The 18,381-nt window shown below is 70.6% G+C and carries 14 protein-coding genes; 10 read left to right on the forward strand and 4 right to left on the reverse strand.

Annotated features, from left to right (window positions below; genetic code table 11):
* The first annotated feature begins 47 nt into the window (after positions 1 to 47).
* The 3 genes from B9D87_RS02590 to B9D87_RS02600 are packed head-to-tail and all read left to right on the forward strand — an operon-like array spanning position 48 to position 2,754.
* Complete coding sequence (locus B9D87_RS02590; RefSeq protein ID WP_044488263.1) at positions 48 to 1,019, forward strand: transglutaminase-like domain-containing protein; 972 nt, start codon at positions 48 to 50, stop codon at positions 1,017 to 1,019.
* On the forward strand, positions 1,012 to 2,067 hold the full coding sequence (locus B9D87_RS02595; RefSeq protein WP_007774443.1) for a zinc-binding metallopeptidase family protein: 1,056 nt from the start codon (positions 1,012 to 1,014) through the stop codon (positions 2,065 to 2,067). The genes B9D87_RS02590 and B9D87_RS02595 overlap by 8 nt, the downstream gene beginning before the upstream one ends.
* Positions 2,068 to 2,076: 9 nt before the next feature.
* Positions 2,077 to 2,754, forward strand: a complete 678-nt coding sequence (locus tag B9D87_RS02600) for a DUF6629 family protein (protein ID WP_007774441.1) — start codon at positions 2,077 to 2,079, stop codon at positions 2,752 to 2,754.
* Positions 2,755 to 2,779: 25 nt separating this feature from the next.
* On the opposite strand, the gene B9D87_RS02605 is transcribed toward B9D87_RS02600, so the two are convergent.
* The 3 genes from B9D87_RS02605 to B9D87_RS02615 form a co-directional block, all read right to left on the reverse strand.
* Positions 2,780 to 5,434 carry a circularly permuted type 2 ATP-grasp protein gene (locus tag B9D87_RS02605; RefSeq protein ID WP_007774439.1) on the reverse strand — a complete coding sequence of 885 codons (2,655 nt, stop codon included), beginning with the start codon at positions 5,432 to 5,434 and terminating at the stop codon, positions 2,780 to 2,782.
* Positions 5,435 to 5,448: 14 nt separating this feature from the next.
* Positions 5,449 to 8,793, reverse strand: a complete 3,345-nt coding sequence (locus tag B9D87_RS02610) for a transglutaminase family protein (protein ID WP_007774438.1) — start codon at positions 8,791 to 8,793, stop codon at positions 5,449 to 5,451.
* Between the two features lie 90 nt (positions 8,794 to 8,883).
* Positions 8,884 to 9,567, reverse strand: a complete 684-nt coding sequence (locus B9D87_RS02615; protein ID WP_007774437.1) for a hypothetical protein — start codon at positions 9,565 to 9,567, stop codon at positions 8,884 to 8,886.
* A 409-nt stretch (positions 9,568 to 9,976) separates the two neighbouring features.
* Between B9D87_RS02615 and B9D87_RS02620 the strand changes: the two genes are divergently transcribed.
* A complete protein-coding gene (locus B9D87_RS02620; RefSeq protein WP_007774435.1) occupies positions 9,977 to 11,341 on the forward strand; it encodes a replication-associated recombination protein A in 1,365 nt (454 codons plus the stop codon).
* Positions 11,342 to 11,353: 12 nt separating this feature from the next.
* On the opposite strand, the gene B9D87_RS02625 is transcribed toward B9D87_RS02620, so the two are convergent.
* Complete coding sequence (locus B9D87_RS02625) at positions 11,354 to 11,977, reverse strand: hypothetical protein (protein ID WP_007774434.1); 624 nt, start codon at positions 11,975 to 11,977, stop codon at positions 11,354 to 11,356.
* Between the two features lie 165 nt (positions 11,978 to 12,142).
* Here B9D87_RS02625 and B9D87_RS02630 point away from each other — a divergent pair, with 165 nt between their 5' ends.
* From B9D87_RS02630 to B9D87_RS02655, 6 genes are all read left to right on the forward strand, one after another.
* Positions 12,143 to 12,532, forward strand: coding sequence for a secondary thiamine-phosphate synthase enzyme YjbQ (locus tag B9D87_RS02630; protein WP_007774433.1), 390 nt, complete (start codon positions 12,143 to 12,145; stop codon positions 12,530 to 12,532).
* Between the two features lie 130 nt (positions 12,533 to 12,662).
* The gene (gene alaS / locus B9D87_RS02635) at positions 12,663 to 15,365 is read left to right on the forward strand and encodes an alanine--tRNA ligase (RefSeq protein ID WP_007774432.1); all 2,703 of its coding nucleotides are present in this window, start codon (positions 12,663 to 12,665) and stop codon (positions 15,363 to 15,365) included.
* Entirely contained in the window at positions 15,366 to 15,884 is a 519-nt protein-coding gene (gene ruvX / locus B9D87_RS02640; RefSeq protein ID WP_007774431.1) for a Holliday junction resolvase RuvX, read from the forward strand.
* On the forward strand, positions 15,877 to 17,124 hold the full coding sequence (mltG, locus tag B9D87_RS02645; protein WP_007774430.1) for an endolytic transglycosylase MltG: 1,248 nt from the start codon (positions 15,877 to 15,879) through the stop codon (positions 17,122 to 17,124). The genes ruvX and mltG overlap by 8 nt, the downstream gene beginning before the upstream one ends.
* The gene (locus B9D87_RS02650; RefSeq protein WP_040631381.1) at positions 17,099 to 17,938 is read left to right on the forward strand and encodes a shikimate dehydrogenase; all 840 of its coding nucleotides are present in this window, start codon (positions 17,099 to 17,101) and stop codon (positions 17,936 to 17,938) included. The genes mltG and B9D87_RS02650 overlap by 26 nt, the downstream gene beginning before the upstream one ends.
* Positions 17,939 to 17,948: 10 nt before the next feature.
* On the forward strand, positions 17,949 to 18,377 hold the full coding sequence (locus B9D87_RS02655; protein WP_040631378.1) for a prepilin peptidase: 429 nt from the start codon (positions 17,949 to 17,951) through the stop codon (positions 18,375 to 18,377).
* Positions 18,378 to 18,381 lie beyond the last annotated feature (4 nt).

Here is an 18,381-nt window from a genome sequence, read left to right on the forward strand (position 1 = left end):
TGCGCGACCGGGCGTCCCACGCACCCCCCGCGACCGTCCGGCATGTGATGAGATCAGCGGTGAGGAGGAGGAAGCGCTTGCCAGCAGAACGAGGCGAACCGGGCGCCGGGGCCGCGCGCCGCCACCGGGTGACGCACCGCACCGAGTACCGCTACTCCGACGTCGTGACCAGCTCGTACGGTCGCGGATTCCTCACCCCGCGCGATTCGCTGCGGCAGCGTTGTGTCGCGCATCGGTTGATCATCGACCCGGCCCCCGCCGATAGCTCCACCAGCGAGGACAGCTACGGCAACATCAGCTCCTATTTCCACGTGACCGAGCCGCACGAGGTCCTGAAGGTGACCAGCGACTCGATCGTCGACGTCTATCCGCCCGGCCCGGATCTCTACACCGGCGGACCGGCGACGCAGCCGTGGGAGGCCGCCCGGCCGGCCGGGCCCGGCGGCGCGCTGGCGACCGAGTTCACCCTGGACCTCAACCCGCCCGAGATCACCGACGACGTCCGCGACTACGCGGCGCCCAGCTTCACCCCCGGGCGCCCGCTGATCGAGGTGTTGAGCGAACTGACGTCACGCATCTTCACCGATTTCACCTACCGGTCGGGGTCGACGACGATTTCCACCGGGGTCAATGAGGTTCTGGCCGCCCGCGAAGGGGTATGTCAAGACTTTGCCAGGCTGGCGATCGCCTGCCTGCGCGCCAACGGGTTGGCGGCCAGTTACGTATCCGGGTACCTGGCCACCGATCCGCCACCGGGAAAGGATCGGATGATCGGCATCGACGCCACCCACGCCTGGGCAGCGGTGTGGACCCCGCAGCAGCCGGGCCAATTCGAGTGGCTGGGGCTCGATCCCACCAACGACCAGATGGTCGACGAGCGCTACATCGTGGTGGGCCGGGGCCGCGACTACGCGGACGTCCCGCCACTGCGGGGCATCATCTACACCAACTCCGAGCACAGCGTGATCGACGTCGCCGTCGACGTGGTGCCCTACGAAGGCGAAGTGCTGCATGCGTGACTTCACCTGCCCCAACTGCGGCCAGCGCCTGACCTTCGAGAACTCCACCTGCCTGAATTGCGGTAGCGCGCTGGGGTTTTCGCTTGACCAGATGGCGTTGCTGGTGATCTCGGAGGACGATGCCACCGAGCACGCCGGCTTCGTGCACGCCAGCGAGTATCAGCTGTGCGCCAATTTGCTTCTTGCCGAATGCAATTGGCTGGTTCCGGTCAACAACCCCCGGCTGCTGTGCACCTCCTGCGCGCTGACGATCGAACGGCCCAACGACGCCGATACCGTCGGGATGGCCGAGTTCGCCCGTGCCGAGGCGGCCAAGCGCAGGCTGATCGCCGAGCTGCACGAGCTGAAGCTGCCGATCGTCGGGCGCGACAGCGATCCCGACTACGGCCTGGCGTTCCGGCTGCTGTCCAGCGCGCACGAGAAGGTGCTGACCGGCCACGAAAACGGGGTCATCACCATCGATTTGGCCGAGGGCGACGACGCGCACCGCGAGCAGTTGCGCGTCGAGATGGACGAACCGTACCGGACCCTGCTGGGGCACTTCCGCCACGAGATCGGCCATTACTACTACTACCGGCTGATCGCTCCGTTCGCCGACTACGTGCAGCGCTTCAACGAGCTGTTCGGCGACCACGAAGCCGACTATCAGGAGGCGCTGGACCGCCACTACAGCGAGGGCGCTCCGGAGGGCTGGCAGGAGGACTTCGTGTCGTCCTATGCCACCATGCATCCCGCCGAGGACTGGGCCGAGACGTTCGCCCACTACCTGCACATCCGCGACACGCTGGACACCTCGGCGTGGTGCGGACTGGCGCCGGCCTCGGCCACCTTCGACCGGCCCGCCCTGGGCCCCAGCGCTTTTCAGACGATCATCGACATGTGGCTGCCGTTGTCGTGGTCGCTGAACATGGTGAACCGCTCGATGGGCCACGACGACCTGTACCCGTTCGTGCTGCCGGTCACGGTGCTGGAGAAGATGAAGTTCATCCACACCGTGGTCGACGAGGTGACCTCGGAATCCCGCGGTCGCGCGTCGATAGCCGGCTAGGGACCCACGGTGTGCTTCTCGATCACGGCGGACCTGGTGGTGGGCACCGCCCTGGTGCCGGTGGCCGTGGCGACCCTGCGTGAGGTGAAGCACTGGCGCGAGGTGCCGTTCGCGGTGTTGCCGACGGTGTTCGCGGTCCACCAGTTCATCGAGGCCGCCGTGTGGCCCAACGGCGTCGTCTCCCCGGGCATGGCCAACCTGGCGATGCGGGCCTACGTCTTCATCGCCTTGCCGCTGCTGCCCGCGCTGGTCCCGTGGGCGATCGTGATGCTGGAGCCGCGCGGCGCCCGGCTGCGGGTGACGCCGTTCGCGGTGCTCGGCACCGTCGTGTCGGTTTACCTGGCCGTCGTGGTGCTCACCGAACCGGTCACGGTGACGAAGGGTCCGCATGCGTTGCAGTACCAGACCGGGGTTTCCGACGGCTACGTGTGGGCGGTGCTCTACGTCATCGCCGTCATCGGGCCGGCGCTGATGTCGGGCTATCGCTCGATTGTGGTGTTCGGGTTGGCGAACCTGGTGGGGCTGATCGTGGTCGCGATCCTCTACACCCAGGCGTTCGCGTCGCTGTGGTGCATCTACGCCGCCGCGCTGTCGGTCCTGGCGCTCGTGCACATGGTGCGGCGCCGGCGACTGCCCGACCCGCACCGCCTGCACGGCGTGAAAGATGCGGTGGCGGCGCGAAACTAGCCCGGATCGCCCGCGGGCGGCACCGTTAGGCCGGCATCACCCGTCGTGCGTCGGGACCCCAAATCGGCTGCATGCCACCGGGCAGCGCCAGCTGGGTGGTGGTGATCACCTCGGCCAGGTTGCGCAGCTCGGCATGCACCGCGGCGAGCAACTCCGCCAGCTCCGCGCGCCGGCCGTCGCCGCCGACCCGCTCGAGCTCGGCGGGAATGGACCGCCGCAGCAGAGTGCCGATCTCGTCCACCAGGCGTTCGGGGCGCGACGACCCCGACGATCCGGGCAGGTCCCGCAGATTGATCCGCAGCCGCTCCAACTGGTACAGCAGGGACCGCGGGTTCTGCGCGTCGAACAGCATCAGCTCGGCCATGGCGGCCACGCTGATCTTGCCCACCGTGCGGCGCCGGTAGATGACCGAGGACTCGCACGCCACCAGCGTGGACTCGATGACGGTCTGTTCGGCCGCGGCGCCGCGGCCGACGGTCAGGGTGGCCTGCAGCAAGGCCGTCAGCCACAGCCCGCGTTCGATCCGTTTGCCGATGTCCATCATCGTCCAGCCCACGTCGCGCACCATCGACTCGCTGGCCACCCCGGACAGGGTGAGCATGCCGGCCAGCGTCTGCGCCTGGGCGCCGGTGAGCAGGGCGTCGGCCTCGGAAAGCGAGTCCGGCGGTTCGCTTCTCAGCGCCAGCGCGCGCTCCACCGCGGCCAGCACCATCCAGGTGTCGTTCGACATCTGGTCGCGCACCGCCCGCGCGGCCAGCGCCAACCCCTCCACCGATTGCACCAGGGAGCCGGGCCGGTGCGGATCGACGGTGAGCGACCACAGCGTCGACGGCGCGATCGCGATCATCTCGGCGTGATCGCCGTCGCTGTCGGCCGCGATGTCGGTCCCGGTGATCCGGCCCAGCGCCGTCATCAACACCGGCACGCATTCGCTTTCCTCGCTGTGCTGGTGATGACGGTAGACGTGGAACCGGTCGCGGGCGACGATCAGCAGCCGCGCCATGCTTTCCGCGCGCTCGCCGTAGCGGCCGATCCAGAACAGGTCGGACAGCACACGCGGGGAACTGACGCCCCAGGTTCCCGCGGCCGTCTTCGCCGGCGCCTCCGGCGTCGGCAGGCTGACCGCCTCAGCGTGGGCCCGCTCGGTGGGCCGCACCCAGACATCCTTTGCCGCAATGGTTTTCAGAGTATATGCGGCGGATCCGGGTGCCAGTACGTAGCCGATGCCGCCGATCATCGGCGCGTAGCCGCCGCGCTGGGCCACGGTGAACAACCGGATGCCGACGCCCGCCGACGACAGCACGCCGGCGTGGTCGGTGGGCGCGGACGAGAATTGCGGCAGCTCCTGGCCGATCCACTGCCACGGGGTCTGCTCGATGCGGGCCGCCACCTGTGTCAGCTGCTGCGCCGAAAGTGTGGGCCCGACAAGGGTTTTCGCGCCGACCGTGGACTTCAGCAATAACGACGACAGGTTCGCCAGCAGGTGCGAGCGTTCGGCGGCGATGCCGCCCCAGTAGACTCCGGCGGTGGGCAGCTGCAGCGTCTCCGACAGCAGGTGCTCGGCCATCGCGGGCAGGAAGCGCAGCAGCCCAGGGTTTTCCAGAATTCCGCTGCCCAGCGTATTGACCACGGTCACCGTCCCGCGGTGCTGGGCCTCCACCAAACCGGCCACCCCCAGCCGGGAGTCGGCGCGCAGATCCAGCGGATCGGTGTAGTCGGCGTCGACCCGGCGCAGCACGACGTCGACGCGCTTGAGCGTGCCCAGCGAGCGCATCCACAGCATGCCGTCGCGCACCACCAGGTCGGCGCTTTCCACCATCGGGAAACCCAGCAGGGTGGCCAGGTACGCCTGGTCGAACGCGGTCTCGGAGTAGATGCCCGGGGACAGCACCACCACGACCGGGTCCTGGGCGTCGTCGGGTGCCGCGTCGATCAGCGCCAGCCGCAGCGCCTGGGCGAACGGCGTCGTCGGCCGCGGCGCGATGCGCTCGTAGAGGTCGGGGATGGAGTGCGCGACGACGCGCCGGTCGGCCAGCGCGTACCCGGCCCCCGAGGGCGCCTGGGTGCGGTCGCCGTTGACGACGAACGCGCCGTCCGGGCGCCGGCTCACATCGCAGGCATGCATGAAAAGCTGGTGGCGGCCCGGGATTTCGATACCGTTGGCCGCGCGCACGTACCCCGGGTGGCCGAACAGCAGCTCGGGGGGCAGGACGCCTTCGGTGAGCAGGCTGCGCGGACCGTACAGGTCGGCCAGCACCGCGTCGAGCACCCGCGACCGCTGCAGCAGGCCGGCCTCGAGCGCCTCCCAGTCGGCCGCGGACAGCACGATGGGCAGGGTGTCCAGCTGCCACGGCCGGGGCTCCTGGCCGCGGCCGCCGGGTTCGACGTCGGTGTAGGTGATGCCGTCGTTGTCGATGAGGTCGTGCACCACCGAGCGCAGCCGGTCCAGCCCGGCGCGGCCCCGCTCCGCGATGGCGTCGGCCAGCTCGGCCCACGCCGGGCGCACGTTGCCGTCCTCGTCGACGAATTCGTCGTAGCCGCTCGCCGGGCCGTGCCGCAGATCGAAGAGCGCCTCCTGCGCCCGTGCCGCGCGGTATCCGGCCAGCAGGCGGTCGGCGTCATAGCGCGCGGCGCCGGCCACCGAGCCGGGCCCAGCCGGTGCGCCGGTGCCGAATGTCATGTCCGCAAACGTCATTACTGCGCAACGGTACGCACGCGGCGCAGGTCGAGGATGCCCGGCGCGCCGACATCGGTGAAGATCCGGGCCTGCTTCTCCCGGATGCCGGACAGGTCGACTTTGCCGGGCGTGAAGCCGGTCGCCTCGAAGCGGCGGGCGCGGCGCGCCTCGGCCTCCACGGCGTTGACCGGTGGCGTGTCGTAGGCCCGCCCGCCGGGGTGGGCGACGTGGTAGGTGCAGCCCCCGCGCGAGGTGCCGGTGGTCAGGTCGATCAGCTCGAACCGCAACGGCCCGTCGGTCGAGATGGTGGGGTGCAGCGCGCTGGGCGGCTGCCAGGCCTTGAACCGCACCCCGCCCACGTGGATGTCGGGATTGTCGGTGGCCAGCAACGGCACCGGATAGCCGTTGGCCGTCAACACATAACGGTGCCGGTCGGCCCCGATGATGCGGACCTGGATGCGCTCGACCGAGGAATCGACGTAGCGCGCGGTGCCCGTCGCGATGGACTCCTCGCCCAGCGTCGTCCACGGCTCGATGGCCCCGCGCAGTTCGATCTCCACGCCGTCGAACACCGCGGTCCCGATGCGCGGGAACCGGAACTCGGTGAACGGATCCAGCCAGCTGGTCTCGAACGCGATGCCGTGCGCGCGCAGGTCCGCGGCGACGTCGGCGATGTCATGAATCAGGAAGTGCGGCAACAGGTATCGGCCGTGCAGGTTGGCGCCGTGGCGGATCAGCGGCGCGCGCAGCGGCTCGTCCCAGAACCACGCGACCAGTGAGCGCACCAACAGCGACTGCACCATCGCCATGTGCAGGTGCGGCGGCATCTCGAAGCCGCGCAGCTCCAGCAGGCCGAGCCGGCCGCGGGCGCTGTCGGGACTGTAGAGCTTGTCGATGCAGAACTCGGCGCGGTGCGTGTTGCCGGTGATGTCGGTCAGCAGGTGGCGCAGCGCGCGGTCGATCACCCACGGCTTGGTGGCGCCACCGCCGCCCAGCCGGGCGATCTCGGCGAACGCGATCTCGAGTTCGTAGAGGGCATCGGCGCGGCCCTCGTCCACGCGCGGCGCCTGCGACGTGGTCCCCACGAACCGGCCGGCGAACAGGTAGGACAGCGACGGGTGGCGCTGCCAGTACGTCAGCAGCGACACCAGCAGGTCGGGGCGGCGCAGCAGCGGTGAGTCCGCGGGCGTCACGCCGCCCAGGGTGATGTGGTTGCCGCCGCCGGTGCCGCCGTGCGTGCCGTCCACGTCGAAGGACTCGGTGGACAGGCGGGCCAGCCGGGCCTGCGCGTACAGCGTCTCCAGTTGCCGGTGCTGTTCGGCGAAGCTGGCGGTGGGTGCGACGTTGACCTCGATGACGCCGGGGTCCGGGGTGATGGTCGTCGAGCGCAGCCGCGGGTCCGGCGGGGGATCGTAACCCTCGATCACCACCGGGCAGCCGGCCTTCGCCGCCGCGGCCTCGACCCGGGCGATGAGATCGACGTAGTGCTCGAGCGCCCCGGTGGGCGGCATGAAGACGAAGAGCAGCCCGTCCCGAATCTCGGTGACCAGCGCGGTCGGCGGCGCGCCGTCGGGGTCGACGAGCACGGCGCCTGCCGACTCCGTCGACAGGGCGCCGCCGACGGTGAGGGGATCGGCATCGAACGACGGGCGCGGCGGTTTCCAGCTGATCGAGTCCAGTGGCAGCCGCAGCCCCGCCGGGGAATCCCCGGGCAGCAACACGATACGGCCGCGGCGCAGCCGCCAGTCGGCGCTGGCCCATCCGAGGTCATCGTCGCGCCGGTGCAGTGGCAGCACGAATGCGGCCGGGGCCGTGACGGATTCGTCGAGGCGGGCGAGCAGCGCCGCGCGGCGCGCGGGGGAGTCGTCCTCCAGGTCGTCGGTGGCCTCCACCGGAACCCCTTGGGGCTCACGGACTGCGGCCGCCAGCCGGTGCAGTGGGTCCTCGTAGGCCGGCCGTACCTGCGAGGCGGGCAGGCCCAGGCCGTCGGCGATCCCGGCGAGCAGCCGGGCGGCCGCCTCGCCGTCGACGGGGCATGGCGCCGCGGGGCTCCAGGGGTCGGCCAGCAGCGTGTCGTCCGCCCACAGCGGACGCCCGTCGGTGCGCCAATGCAGCGCAATCTGCCAGCGGGGCAACGGTTCTCCGGGATACCAGCGACCCTGCCCGCGCTGGATCACGCCGCCCGGCGCCCACACGGACTTCAGCCGGGCGGCCAGCTCGGAGGCGCGCTCCCGCTTGTGCGGGCCGTCGGCGGCCGTGGTCCATTCCTCGGCCGGCCCGTCTGGGGGAAGGTCCACCGCAACAAAGGTCGGCTCACCGCCGATGGTCAGCCGGACGTCGGCCGCGGCCAGCCGCTCGTCGACGCGCCGGCCGACGTCGTGGATGGTCCGCCACGCGTCGTCGGTGTAGGGCAGGGTGACGCGCGGATCTTCGTGCACCCGGGTGACGGTGTTGGAGAATTCCAGCGTCGAGGCGCAGGGTTCGGTCCCCCCGCTGATCGGTGCCGCCGACGTCGGGTGCGGCGTCGCCGCGAGCGGGATGTGGCCCTCGCCCGCGAACAGCCCGGACGTCGGATCGAGCCCGATCCAGCCCGCGCCCGGGATGTACACCTCGGTCCAGGCGTGCAGGTCGGTGAAGTCGGCGGCGGGTCCCGACGGCCCGTCGAGCGCCTCGACGTCGGAGGCCAGCTGCACCAGGTAGCCGGACACGAAGCGGGCGGCCAGCCCCAGCTCGCGCAGGATCGACACCAGCAGCCAGGCCGAGTCGCGACACGAGCCGACGCCGGCGCGCAGCGTGTAATCCGGCGTCTGCACACCGGGTTCCATCCGCAGGCTGTAGGCGACGTCGGCGTTGATCGCGTGGTTGAGCTCGACCAGCATGTCGATGGTGCGCGTGCCGGCGGGCACCGAGAAATTGTTCAGCCAGTCCCGGACCAGCTCGCCGGGGCCCGAGCCGCTGGAGTCCGGACCCGCTTCGTCGACCGGACGCAGGTAGGGCTCCAGGTCGTCGGCCAGCTCCCGGGGGTAGGTCAGCCCGGCCCGTCCGTTGGCGGGGACCCACCGTTCGGCCCAGTCCTCGATGAAGAAGTCGAACGGGTTGATCACCTTGAGCTCGGCGATCAGCCCAACGGTGATGCTCAGTCGTTGCATCGGAGTCGGAAATACCAGCCGGGCAAGGAAATTGCCCACCGCGTCCTGCTGCCAGTTGATGAAGTGTTCGTCGGGCTCGATGCGCAACGAGTACGCCTCGATGGGCGTACGGGTGTGGGGCGCCGGGCGCAGCCGCACCACGTGCGGATACACCCGGACCAGCCGGTCAAAGGTGTAGCTGGTGCGGTGCTCCAGCGCAACTTTGATGCTCATAATCGCTGATCCCATCACACGCGCGGACGCGGCGCAGCGCGCCGCAATTGCGGCTTACCGCGCCGTGATACGACAGACCCGCGCGCAGCCTCAGGCCGGTGCGTGTCCCGGTGGGGTGCCCGGCGGCGGGCCGGCCTGGTATCCCGCCTGCTGCGGCGCGACGACCTGGCCACCGGAGAACTTGCGGTACGCGTAGATCCCGACCAGGGCGGCGACCGGGACCGCCACCAGCACGCCGACGCCACACGCCAGGAAACCGACGATGACTGCGGCGACCTCGACCAGCCAGACCAGCAGGGCGTTGCCGAAGTTCGCGGCGACGGTGGAGAAGCTGGAGGTGAGCGCCTTGATGGGCTGCTCGGACCGATCGATCGCGTACGGGATGGTGAACTGGGCAAAGATCCCCAGGATCAGGCCGGGCAGGAAGCACAGCATCGAAGCGATCGAGGTGAGGATCCCCACCAGCAGCGCCGCCAGAAACACCATGCCGAAGTTGCGCGGCTTGAAGAACGACCCGATGGTCACCGGGCGGCCGTCGGTCAGATCCAGGCAGCCGGACAGGAACGCGGACTGGGCGAACGCCCCCACAAGGTAGGCGACGAGATAGCCGAGGATCAGCAGCGCCATCCCGCCGCCGTTGAGGTTCGCGGTAAACGTGAAGTAGTCGTCGTCGGAGCTGCTCGTCGTGGTGCCCATGTCCTGGCTCAGGCCGATCAGGGTGGAGGCGATGGCGAACAACACCGCGTATGCGAGGGCCGGAACGATAAGTGTCACAGCATTTTTGGTGAACGTGTTCCACGCCCAACCGAACGCGTCCCCGATGCTGAACGCGGGTGGGCCGCCGTAGCCGGGGGCGGCCCGTAGCCGGGAGGGGCGCGCCGTATCCGGGCGGCGGTCCGTAGCCCGGCGGCGGGGGAGGTGTGCCATAACCCGGAGGCGGCGGTGGGGGTGCGCCGTAGCCCGGCGGCGGGTAGCCGGGAGGGTTGCTGCCCTGGGGTTCTGCCGGATGCTCGGGAGGTTGGCTCATGTCCGTCCTTGCTGTCGGATTTCCTCGGGTGGCGAAGTGTCCTGGGAGGCAACGCGCGCGCAACTTGGCAAACTCGGAACTTAGCAAAGATGCGGGCGGCACGCGCGGCTTGCCGCCCGCGCGCCTGGGCCGGCGCGGGTGTCCGCCCGCCGTGGTATGCCTGAAACCGTGTCCGACGGTCTGTTCGACCTCCCCGGTGCGCCGCAGCCGACCGATCACGGGCTGGGCGTGTCGGGCGGTGCACCGCTGGCGGTCCGGATGCGTCCGGCATCGCTGGACGAGGTGGTCGGGCAGGACCACCTGCTGGCGCCCGGGTCTCCGCTGCGCCGGCTGGTCGAGGGCTCGGGCGTGGCGTCGGCCATCCTGTACGGCCCGCCCGGCAGCGGCAAGACCACGCTGGCCGCGCTGATCTCCCGGGCGACCGGCCGCCGGTTCGAGGCGCTGTCGGCCCTGTCGGCCGGTGTCAAAGACGTTCGGGCGGTGATCGAGAAGGCTCGTACCGCGCTCCTTCATGGTGAGCAGACGGTGCTGTTCATCGACGAGGTGCACCGCTTCTCCAAGACCCAGCAGGACGCGCTGTTGTCCGCCGTGGAGAACCGGGTGGTGTTGCTGGTCGCGGCGACCACGGAGAATCCGTCGTTCTCGGTGGTGGCGCCCCTGCTGTCGCGCTCGCTGATCCTGCAGCTGCGGCCCCTGAGCGGCGAGGACATCCGGGCCGTGGTGCAGCGCGCGATCGACGATCCGCGCGGTCTGGGCGGCCAGATCGCGGTCGCCCCCGAGGCGGTCGACCTGCTGGTGCGGCTGGCCGCGGGCGACGCCCGGCGCGCGCTGACGGCGCTGGAGGTCGCCGCTGAAACCGTACGGGCGGCCGAGCCCGACGGCGAGCTGACCGTCGCCGCCGTCGAGCAGTCGCTGGATGAGGCCGCGGTGCGCTACGACCGCGACGGCGACCAGCACTACGACGTCATCAGCGCGTTCATCAAGTCGGTGCGCGGTTCGGACGTCGACGCCGCGCTGCACTACCTGGCCCGCATGCTGATCGCCGGCGAGGACCCACGGTTTGTCGCGCGCCGGCTGATGATCCTGGCCAGCGAGGACATCGGCATGGCCGACCCGAACGCGCTGCAGGTCGCGGTGGCGGCCGCGCAGACGGTGGCGCTGATCGGCATGCCCGAGGCGCAGCTCACGCTGGCGCACTGCACGATTTATCTGGCCACCGCGCCGAAGTCGAACGCGGTCACCACCGCGCTGGCCGCGGCGATGGCCGACATCAGGGCCGGCAAAGCCGGTCTGGTTCCGCCCCATCTGCGCGACGGCCACTATTCGGGTGCGGCGGGGCTGGGCAACGCGCAGGGCTACAAGTACTCCCACGACCACCCGGATGGGGTTGTCGCGCAACAGTATCCGCCGGATGAGCTGGCAGGGGTCGACTACTACCGGCCCACCGGGCGCGGCGGTGAGCGCGAGATGGCGGGCCGGCTGGACCGGCTGCGCGCGATCATCCGCCGCAAGCGCGGCTAGCGCGCAGCGGTGCTAGACCAGCTCGGGCACCCGCAGGTGCGCGATCGCCAGCTCGAACTCGGCCACGTCGATCACCTCGGCGCCCAGCTCGCGCACCCGGCGGCTGCGCAGTTCGCTGGCGCGGTCGCGGTTGCGGGCCATCGCCTCCATCGAGTCGAACGTCGAACACGTCACGGCCCGCCGGCACGCGGGGTGATCGACCATCAGGCTGGCGCTGCAGAACCCGTCGAGGTTCTGCATCTCGGGCAGCACCGCCATCCGGTAGAACTCCAGCGACCGGTCGAGCTGATCCGGCACCACCTTGAGCCAGGTGGCGCGCACGCACGCGCCCGGGCGGGAGGGGTGCGCGCGGTGCAGCAACGGGATGTCCCACTCCTCGACCCGCGCGCTGCCGTCGAACATCAGCGCGGCCCGGTCGCGGATGGGTGCGACCTGCTCGGCGCTGCCGCGCATCGCCTCCATGGTCTCCCACGAGCTGGTGGCGATGCAGGTGCCCGACTGCCGGTCAACCAGCAGCGACAGTCCGACACACCCGTCGATCTCGGTGAGCGCGGGCATCACGACGTCGCGAACGTGCGCAATGCCGATGTCGACCGACAGGGGTTGCGCCTGGATGGTGGTGGAGCGTGCGTACACGGTCGACCCCTCCTATGTCGGGGCGGCGCCCCGGTGGCGCCACCGGTCCCACCCGCTACCTTCCTCCTGCCGATAACCCGCCGCAATGCCCAAATGTGGTCGGGCTCACAAACGGTTGGCTGGCCCCGACGCACGCGCCGTAGGCTTGGCCGGGTGCATACCGATGTGTTGGACGTGGACACCTCGCGCCGCCGCATCGTCGATCTCACCGAGGCGGTGCGCGGCTTCTGCTGGTCGCGGGGCGACGGCCTGTGCAACGTGTTCGTCCCGCACGCCACGGCGGGGGTGGCCATCATCGAGACGGGTGCCGGTTCCGACGACGACCTGGTCGACACGCTGGAACGGCTGTTGCCGCGCGACGACCGCTACCGGCATTCGCACGGCTCCGCGGGCCACGGCGCCGACCACGTGATGCCGGCGCTCGTCGCGCCGTCGGTGACGGTTCCGGTGTCGGCGGGTGAGCCGATGCTGGGGACGTGGCAGAGCATCGTCCTGGTCGACCTGAACCGGGACAACCCGCAGCGCTCGGTCCGGCTGAGCTTTCTGCAGGGCTAGCGGCTCGGTGCCCGGCGCGCCGGGGCAGGTACTGTGAGCGGTCGAAATGCGTCGTGAGACGGGCTTGCCGTGCCCCGGCGAATAGGCTGGGAGCCAGACGTCGAAGTAACGGAAAGAAGCGGACTCGAAAGTGCAGACACACGAGATCAGGAAGCGGTTTCTTGATCATTTCGTGAAGGCGGGCCACACCGAGGTGCCGAGCGCATCGGTGATCCTCGACGACCCCAACCTGCTGTTCGTCAACGCGGGCATGGTCCAGTTCGTGCCCTACTTCCTGGGCGCGCGCACCCCCGAATACTCGACCGCCACCAGCATTCAGAAGTGCATCCGCACCCCCGATATCGACGAGGTCGGTATCACCACGCGGCACAACACGTTCTTTCAGATGGCCGGCAACTTCTCGTTCGGCGACTACTTCAAGCGGCGCGCCATCGAGCTGGCCTGGACCCTGCTGACCAACGGTGTCGAGCAGGGCGGTTACGGCCTGGATCCCGAACGCATCTGGACGACGGTGTTTTTCGACGACGACGAGGCCGTGCGGCTGTGGCAGGAGATAGCCGGGCTGCCGGAGGATCGCATCCAGCGCCGCGGCATGGAGGACAACTACTGGTCCATGGGCATCCCCGGCCCGTGCGGCCCGTCCTCGGAGATCTACTACGACCGCGGGCCCGAGTTCGGCGTCGAGGGCGGCCCGATCGCCAACGAGGACCGCTACATCGAGATCTGGAATCTCGTGTTCATGCAGAACGAACGCGGCGAGGGCACCGGCAAGGCCGACTTCGAGATCCTGGGGCCGTTGCCCCGCAAGAACATTGACACCGGCATGGGTGTGGAGCGGGTCGCCTTCATCCTGCAGGGCGTGCACAACGTCTACGAGACCGACCTGTTGCGGCCCGTCATCGACGCCGCGGCGGCGCGGGCGCCGCGCGGATACGACGCCGGCAACCACGACGACGACGTGCGCTACCGGGTCATCGCCGACCACAGCCGCACCGCGGCGATCCTGATCGGCGACGGCGTCACCCCCGGCAACGACGGCCGCGGCTATGTGCTGCGCCGGCTGCTGCGCCGGGTGATCCGCTCGGCCAGGCTGCTCGACATCGAGGGGCCGATCGTCGGCGATCTGATGGCCACCGTGCGCGACGCGATGGGCCCGTCGTATCCGGAGCTGGTCGCCGACTTCGATCGGATCCGGCGCATCGCGGTCGCCGAGGAGACCGCGTTCAACCGCACCCTGGCGGCGGGTTCCAAGCTGTTCGACGAGGTGGCTGGCACCACCAAAGCCTCTGGCGCGAAAGCGATCTCGGGTTCGGATGCCTTCACCCTGCACGACACCTACGGGTTCCCCATCGAGCTCACGCTGGAGATGGCGTCCGAGGCCGGCCTGCAGGTGGACGAGATCGGCTTCCGGGAACTGATGGCCGAGCAGCGCCGCCGCGCCAAGGCCGACGCCGCCGCGCGCAAGCACGCACACGCCGACCTGACCGCCTACCGGGAGCTGGTCGACGCCGGGCCCACCGAGTTCACCGGCTTCGACGAATTGACTTCCGAGGCAAAGATTCTCGGCATCTTCGTGGATGGCAAGCGGGTCCCGGTGGTCACCCACGGCACCGACGGGGCCGACCGGGTCGAGCTGGTGCTGGACCGCACGCCGCTGTACGCCGAGGCCGGCGGTCAGATCGCCGACGAGGGCACCATCAGCGGAACGGGCGCCGGGCAGAGCGCGCGGGCCGCGGTCACCGACGTGCAGAAGATCGCCAAAACCCTGTGGGTGCACCGGGTCAACGTCGAATCGGGTGAATTCGTGGAGGGCGACACGGTCGTCGCGGCCGTCGACCCGCAGTGGCGCCGGGGCGCCACCCAGGGGCACTCGGGCACCCACATGGTGCACGCCGCGCTGCGACAGGTGTTGGGGCCCAACGCCGTTCAGGCCGGGTCGTTGAACCGCCCGGGATACCTGCGGTTCGACTTCAACTGGCAGGGTCCGCTGTCCGAAGAGCAGCGCACCCAGGTCGAAGAGGTGACCAACCAGGCCGTGCAGGCCGACTTCGAGGTGCACACCTTCACCGAGCAGCTGGAGAAGGCCAAGGCGATGGGCGCGATGGCGATGTTCGGCGAGGCCTACCCCGACGTGGTCCGGGTGGTCGAGATCGGCGGCCCGTTCTCGCTGGAGCTCTGCGGCGGGACCCACGTGCACAACTCGGCGCAGATCGGGCCGGTGACCATCCTGGGCGAATCCTCGGTCGGTTCCGGGGTGCGCCGGGTGGAGGCCTACGTCGGGCTGGAGTCGTTCCGGCACCTGGCCAAGGAACGCGCGCTGATGGCGGGCCTGGCGTCGTCGCTGAAGGTGCCCTCCGACGAGGTGCCCGCCCGGGTGGCCAACCTGGTGGAGCGGCTCAAGGCGGCGGAGAAGGAACTCGAACGCGCGCGGCTGGCCGGCGCGCGGGCCGCCGCCACCAACGCCGCGGCAGGCGCGGAGCGCATCGGTAACGTCCGGGTCGTGGCGCAACGGATGTCCGGCGGAATGACGGCGGCCGATCTGCGCTCCCTGGTCGGTGACATTCGCGGCAAGCTGGGCAGCGATCCCGCGGTGGTCGCGCTGATCGCCGAGGGTGAAAGCGGGTCCGTGCCCTACGCCGTCGCCGCCAACCCGGCCGCCCAAGACCTCGGCCTTCGGGCCAACGACCTGGTCAAGCAGCTCGCCGCGACTGTCGACGGCCGCGGCGGCGGCAAGGCGGACCTGGCGCAGGGTTCCGGCAAGGATCCGAGCGGCATCGACGCAGCGCTGGACGCGGTCCGGTCCGAGATCGCCGTGATAGCGCGGGTCGATTGAGTGGCCTTGACACAGCACCGCTCGCCTGACCGGCCCGGCGATCCCCACCAGGACCCCGGGCGGGGACGACGGCTCGGCATCGACGTGGGCAGCGTCCGCATCGGCGTGGCCTGCAGCGACCCCGACGCGATCCTGGCCACCCCGGTCGAGACCGTGCGCCGCGACCGCGGCGGCAAACACCTGCGGCGGCTGGCCGCGCTGGCCGCCGAATACGAGGCCGTCGAGGTCGTCGTCGGGCTGCCGCGCACGCTGGCCGATCGCACCGGCCCGTCGGCGATCGACGCGATCGAGGTGGCCGACGCGCTGGCGGAAGTGCTGGCCCGCCGAGTGCCGCCCGTTCCGGTGCGGCTGGCCGACGAGCGACTGACCACGGTGGCCGCGCAGCGTTCGCTGCGCGCGGCGGGTGTGCGGGCCAAGGAACAGCGTGCGGTGATCGATCAGGCGGCGGCGGTGGCCATCCTGCAGAGTTGGCTGGATCAGCGTCGCGCGGCGGTGGCGGGGGAGCTCAGCGATGGTTGACAGCGCACGGCGGGAACGGGCCGAGCCCGAGGCGGTGGGTGCGCCGTCGCGGCGCAGGTCGAGCCGCGTCTCCCGGAAACGGGCCGAGCGGGGCCGTCGGCGGCGGTTCGCCGGCAAGATCGCGCTCGCGGTGCTCGTCGTGGTGGTGGTCGCCGGTGTCTTCCTCGGCGGCAGGCTGTGGCACACGCTGTTCGGGCCCGGCGACGACTACAGCGGTGGCGGCAAGCGGGACTTGGTGATCCAGGTGCAGGCCGGCGACTCGACCACCAACATCGGCGAGACGCTGCAAAAAGAGCAGGTCATCAAGACGGTGCGGGCGTTCGTCAACGCCGCGCACGGCAACAGCGCCATCAACTCGATCCAGCCCGGCTTCTACCGGATGCGCACCGAGATCCCGGCGGCCAACGCCGTCGCGCGGCTGACCGACCCGAAGAGCCGGGTGGGCCGGCTGGTCATCCCGGAGGGCCGCCAGCTCGACGACACCACCGACATGAAGACCAACGTGGTGACGCCGGGGATCCTGACCCTGATCTCGCGCGCCACCTGCGTGGATCTCGACGGTGACACGCACTGCGTCCGGGCGGAGGATCTGCGCGCGGCGGCGACCAACAGCTCTCCGCTGGCGCTGGCGGTGCCGCCATGGGCCACCGAACCCGTCGGTGAGCTCGGCAAGGACCACCGCCGGATCGAGGGCCTGATCGCGCCCGGCACCTTCAACATCGATCCGTCCGCGTCGCCGGAGAGCATCCTGGCCACCCTGATCGGCGCCGGCGGTGAGGAGTACGTGAAGTCCGGGCTGGTGGACACCGCACAGGCCATGGGCCTGTCGCCCTACGACATCCTGGTGGTGGCGTCGCTGGTGCAGCAGGAATCCAACTCCCAGGACTTCGCCAAGGTCGCGCAGGTCATCTACAACCGCCTGCACGCCCACCACACGCTCGAGTTCGACTCGACGGTCAACTACCCGCTGGACCGCCGCGAGGTGGCCACCAGCGACGCCGACCGGGCCCAGAAGACGCCGTGGAACACCTACGTGTCGCAGGGCCTGCCGGCCACCGCGATCTGTTCGCCCGGCACAGACGCGCTCAACGCCGCCGAGCACCCGCAGCCCGGCGACTGGCTGTACTTCGTCACCATCGACGCCCAGGGCACGACGCTGTTCACCCGCGACTACCAACAACATCTGGCCAACATCGAGCTGGCTAAGCGCAACGGTGTCCTCGACAGCACGCCCCGTTAGCCCGGGCCCCCGCAAGGCGGCCGTGCTCGGCAAGCCGATCGCCCACTCGAAGTCCCCGCAGCTGCATCTGGCCGCCTACCGCGCGCTGGGCCTGGCCGACTGGACGTACGAGCGCATCGAATGCGACGCCGAGCAGCTGCCCGGCGTGGTCGGCGGCATGGGCCCCGAATGGGTCGGGGTGTCGGTGACCATGCCCGGCAAGTTCGCCGCTTTGCGATTCGCCGACGAGCGCACCGACCGGGCGCAGCGGGTGGGATCGGCCAACACGCTGGTGCGCACCCCGGCGGGGTGGCGCGCCGACAACACCGACATCGACGGGGTCGCCGGGGCGCTCGCGTCAACAAAGCGGACCTCGGGATGGGCGCTCGTCTGTGGATCGGGCGGCACCGCGCCGGCCGCCGTCGCCGGCCTGGCCCAGTTGGGCGTCGCCGGCATCACCGTGGTGGCCCGCAACCCCGATAAGGCGGCCCGCCTGCTGGGCCTGGGCGACGAGCTGGGCGTGCCGACCCGCTTCTGCGACCTGGACGGGCACGGGCTGGCCGATGAGGTGGCGGGCGCGGAGGTGCTGGTCAGCACCATTCCGGCGGACATCGCCGAACGCTACGCCGGCACCTTCGCACGCATCGGTGTGCTGCTGGACGCCGTCTACGACCCGTGGCCCACGCCGCTGGCCGCCGCGGTCGGCGCCGCCGGCGGGCGGGTGGTCAGCGGCCTGCAGATGCTGCTGCACCAGGCTTTCGCGCAGGTGGAACAGTTCACCGGGCGGCCCGCCCCGCGCGAGGCGATGACTTGCGCGCTGACCGCGCCGCAATAGCCTGCCGCGCATGCGGATTGCGTGCGCGTGCCTGGTGCTGGCCTGGCTGGCGGCGTTGAGTTGCTACGACATCCGCGAACGCCGCCTGCCCAACGCGCTGACGCTGACCGGGGCCGCGGCGATCCTGGCGGCCGCGACGCTGGCCGGGCGCGGGCCCGCGGCGCTGGGCGGAACCGCGGCGCTGACCGCGATCTACCTGGTGGTGCACTGCGCCGCGCCGGACGGAATGGGCGCCGGCGACGTCAAGCTGGCCCTGGGCCTGGGCGCGTTGACCGGTTGCTTCGGGGTCGGCGCGTGGTTCCTGGCGGCGCTGGGCGCGCCGCTGCTGACCGCGGCGGTCGGTTTGGTCCGGACTGCCCGGCGCGCCGGTGCCGCGGTGCCGCACGGCCCGTCGATGTGTCTGGCCAGCGCGGCGGCGGTGGGGCTGACGCTGTACTGATGCC

The sequence above is a fragment of the Mycobacterium colombiense CECT 3035 genome (assembly GCF_002105755.1).
In the GTDB taxonomy this organism is placed as follows: domain Bacteria; phylum Actinomycetota; class Actinomycetes; order Mycobacteriales; family Mycobacteriaceae; genus Mycobacterium; species Mycobacterium colombiense.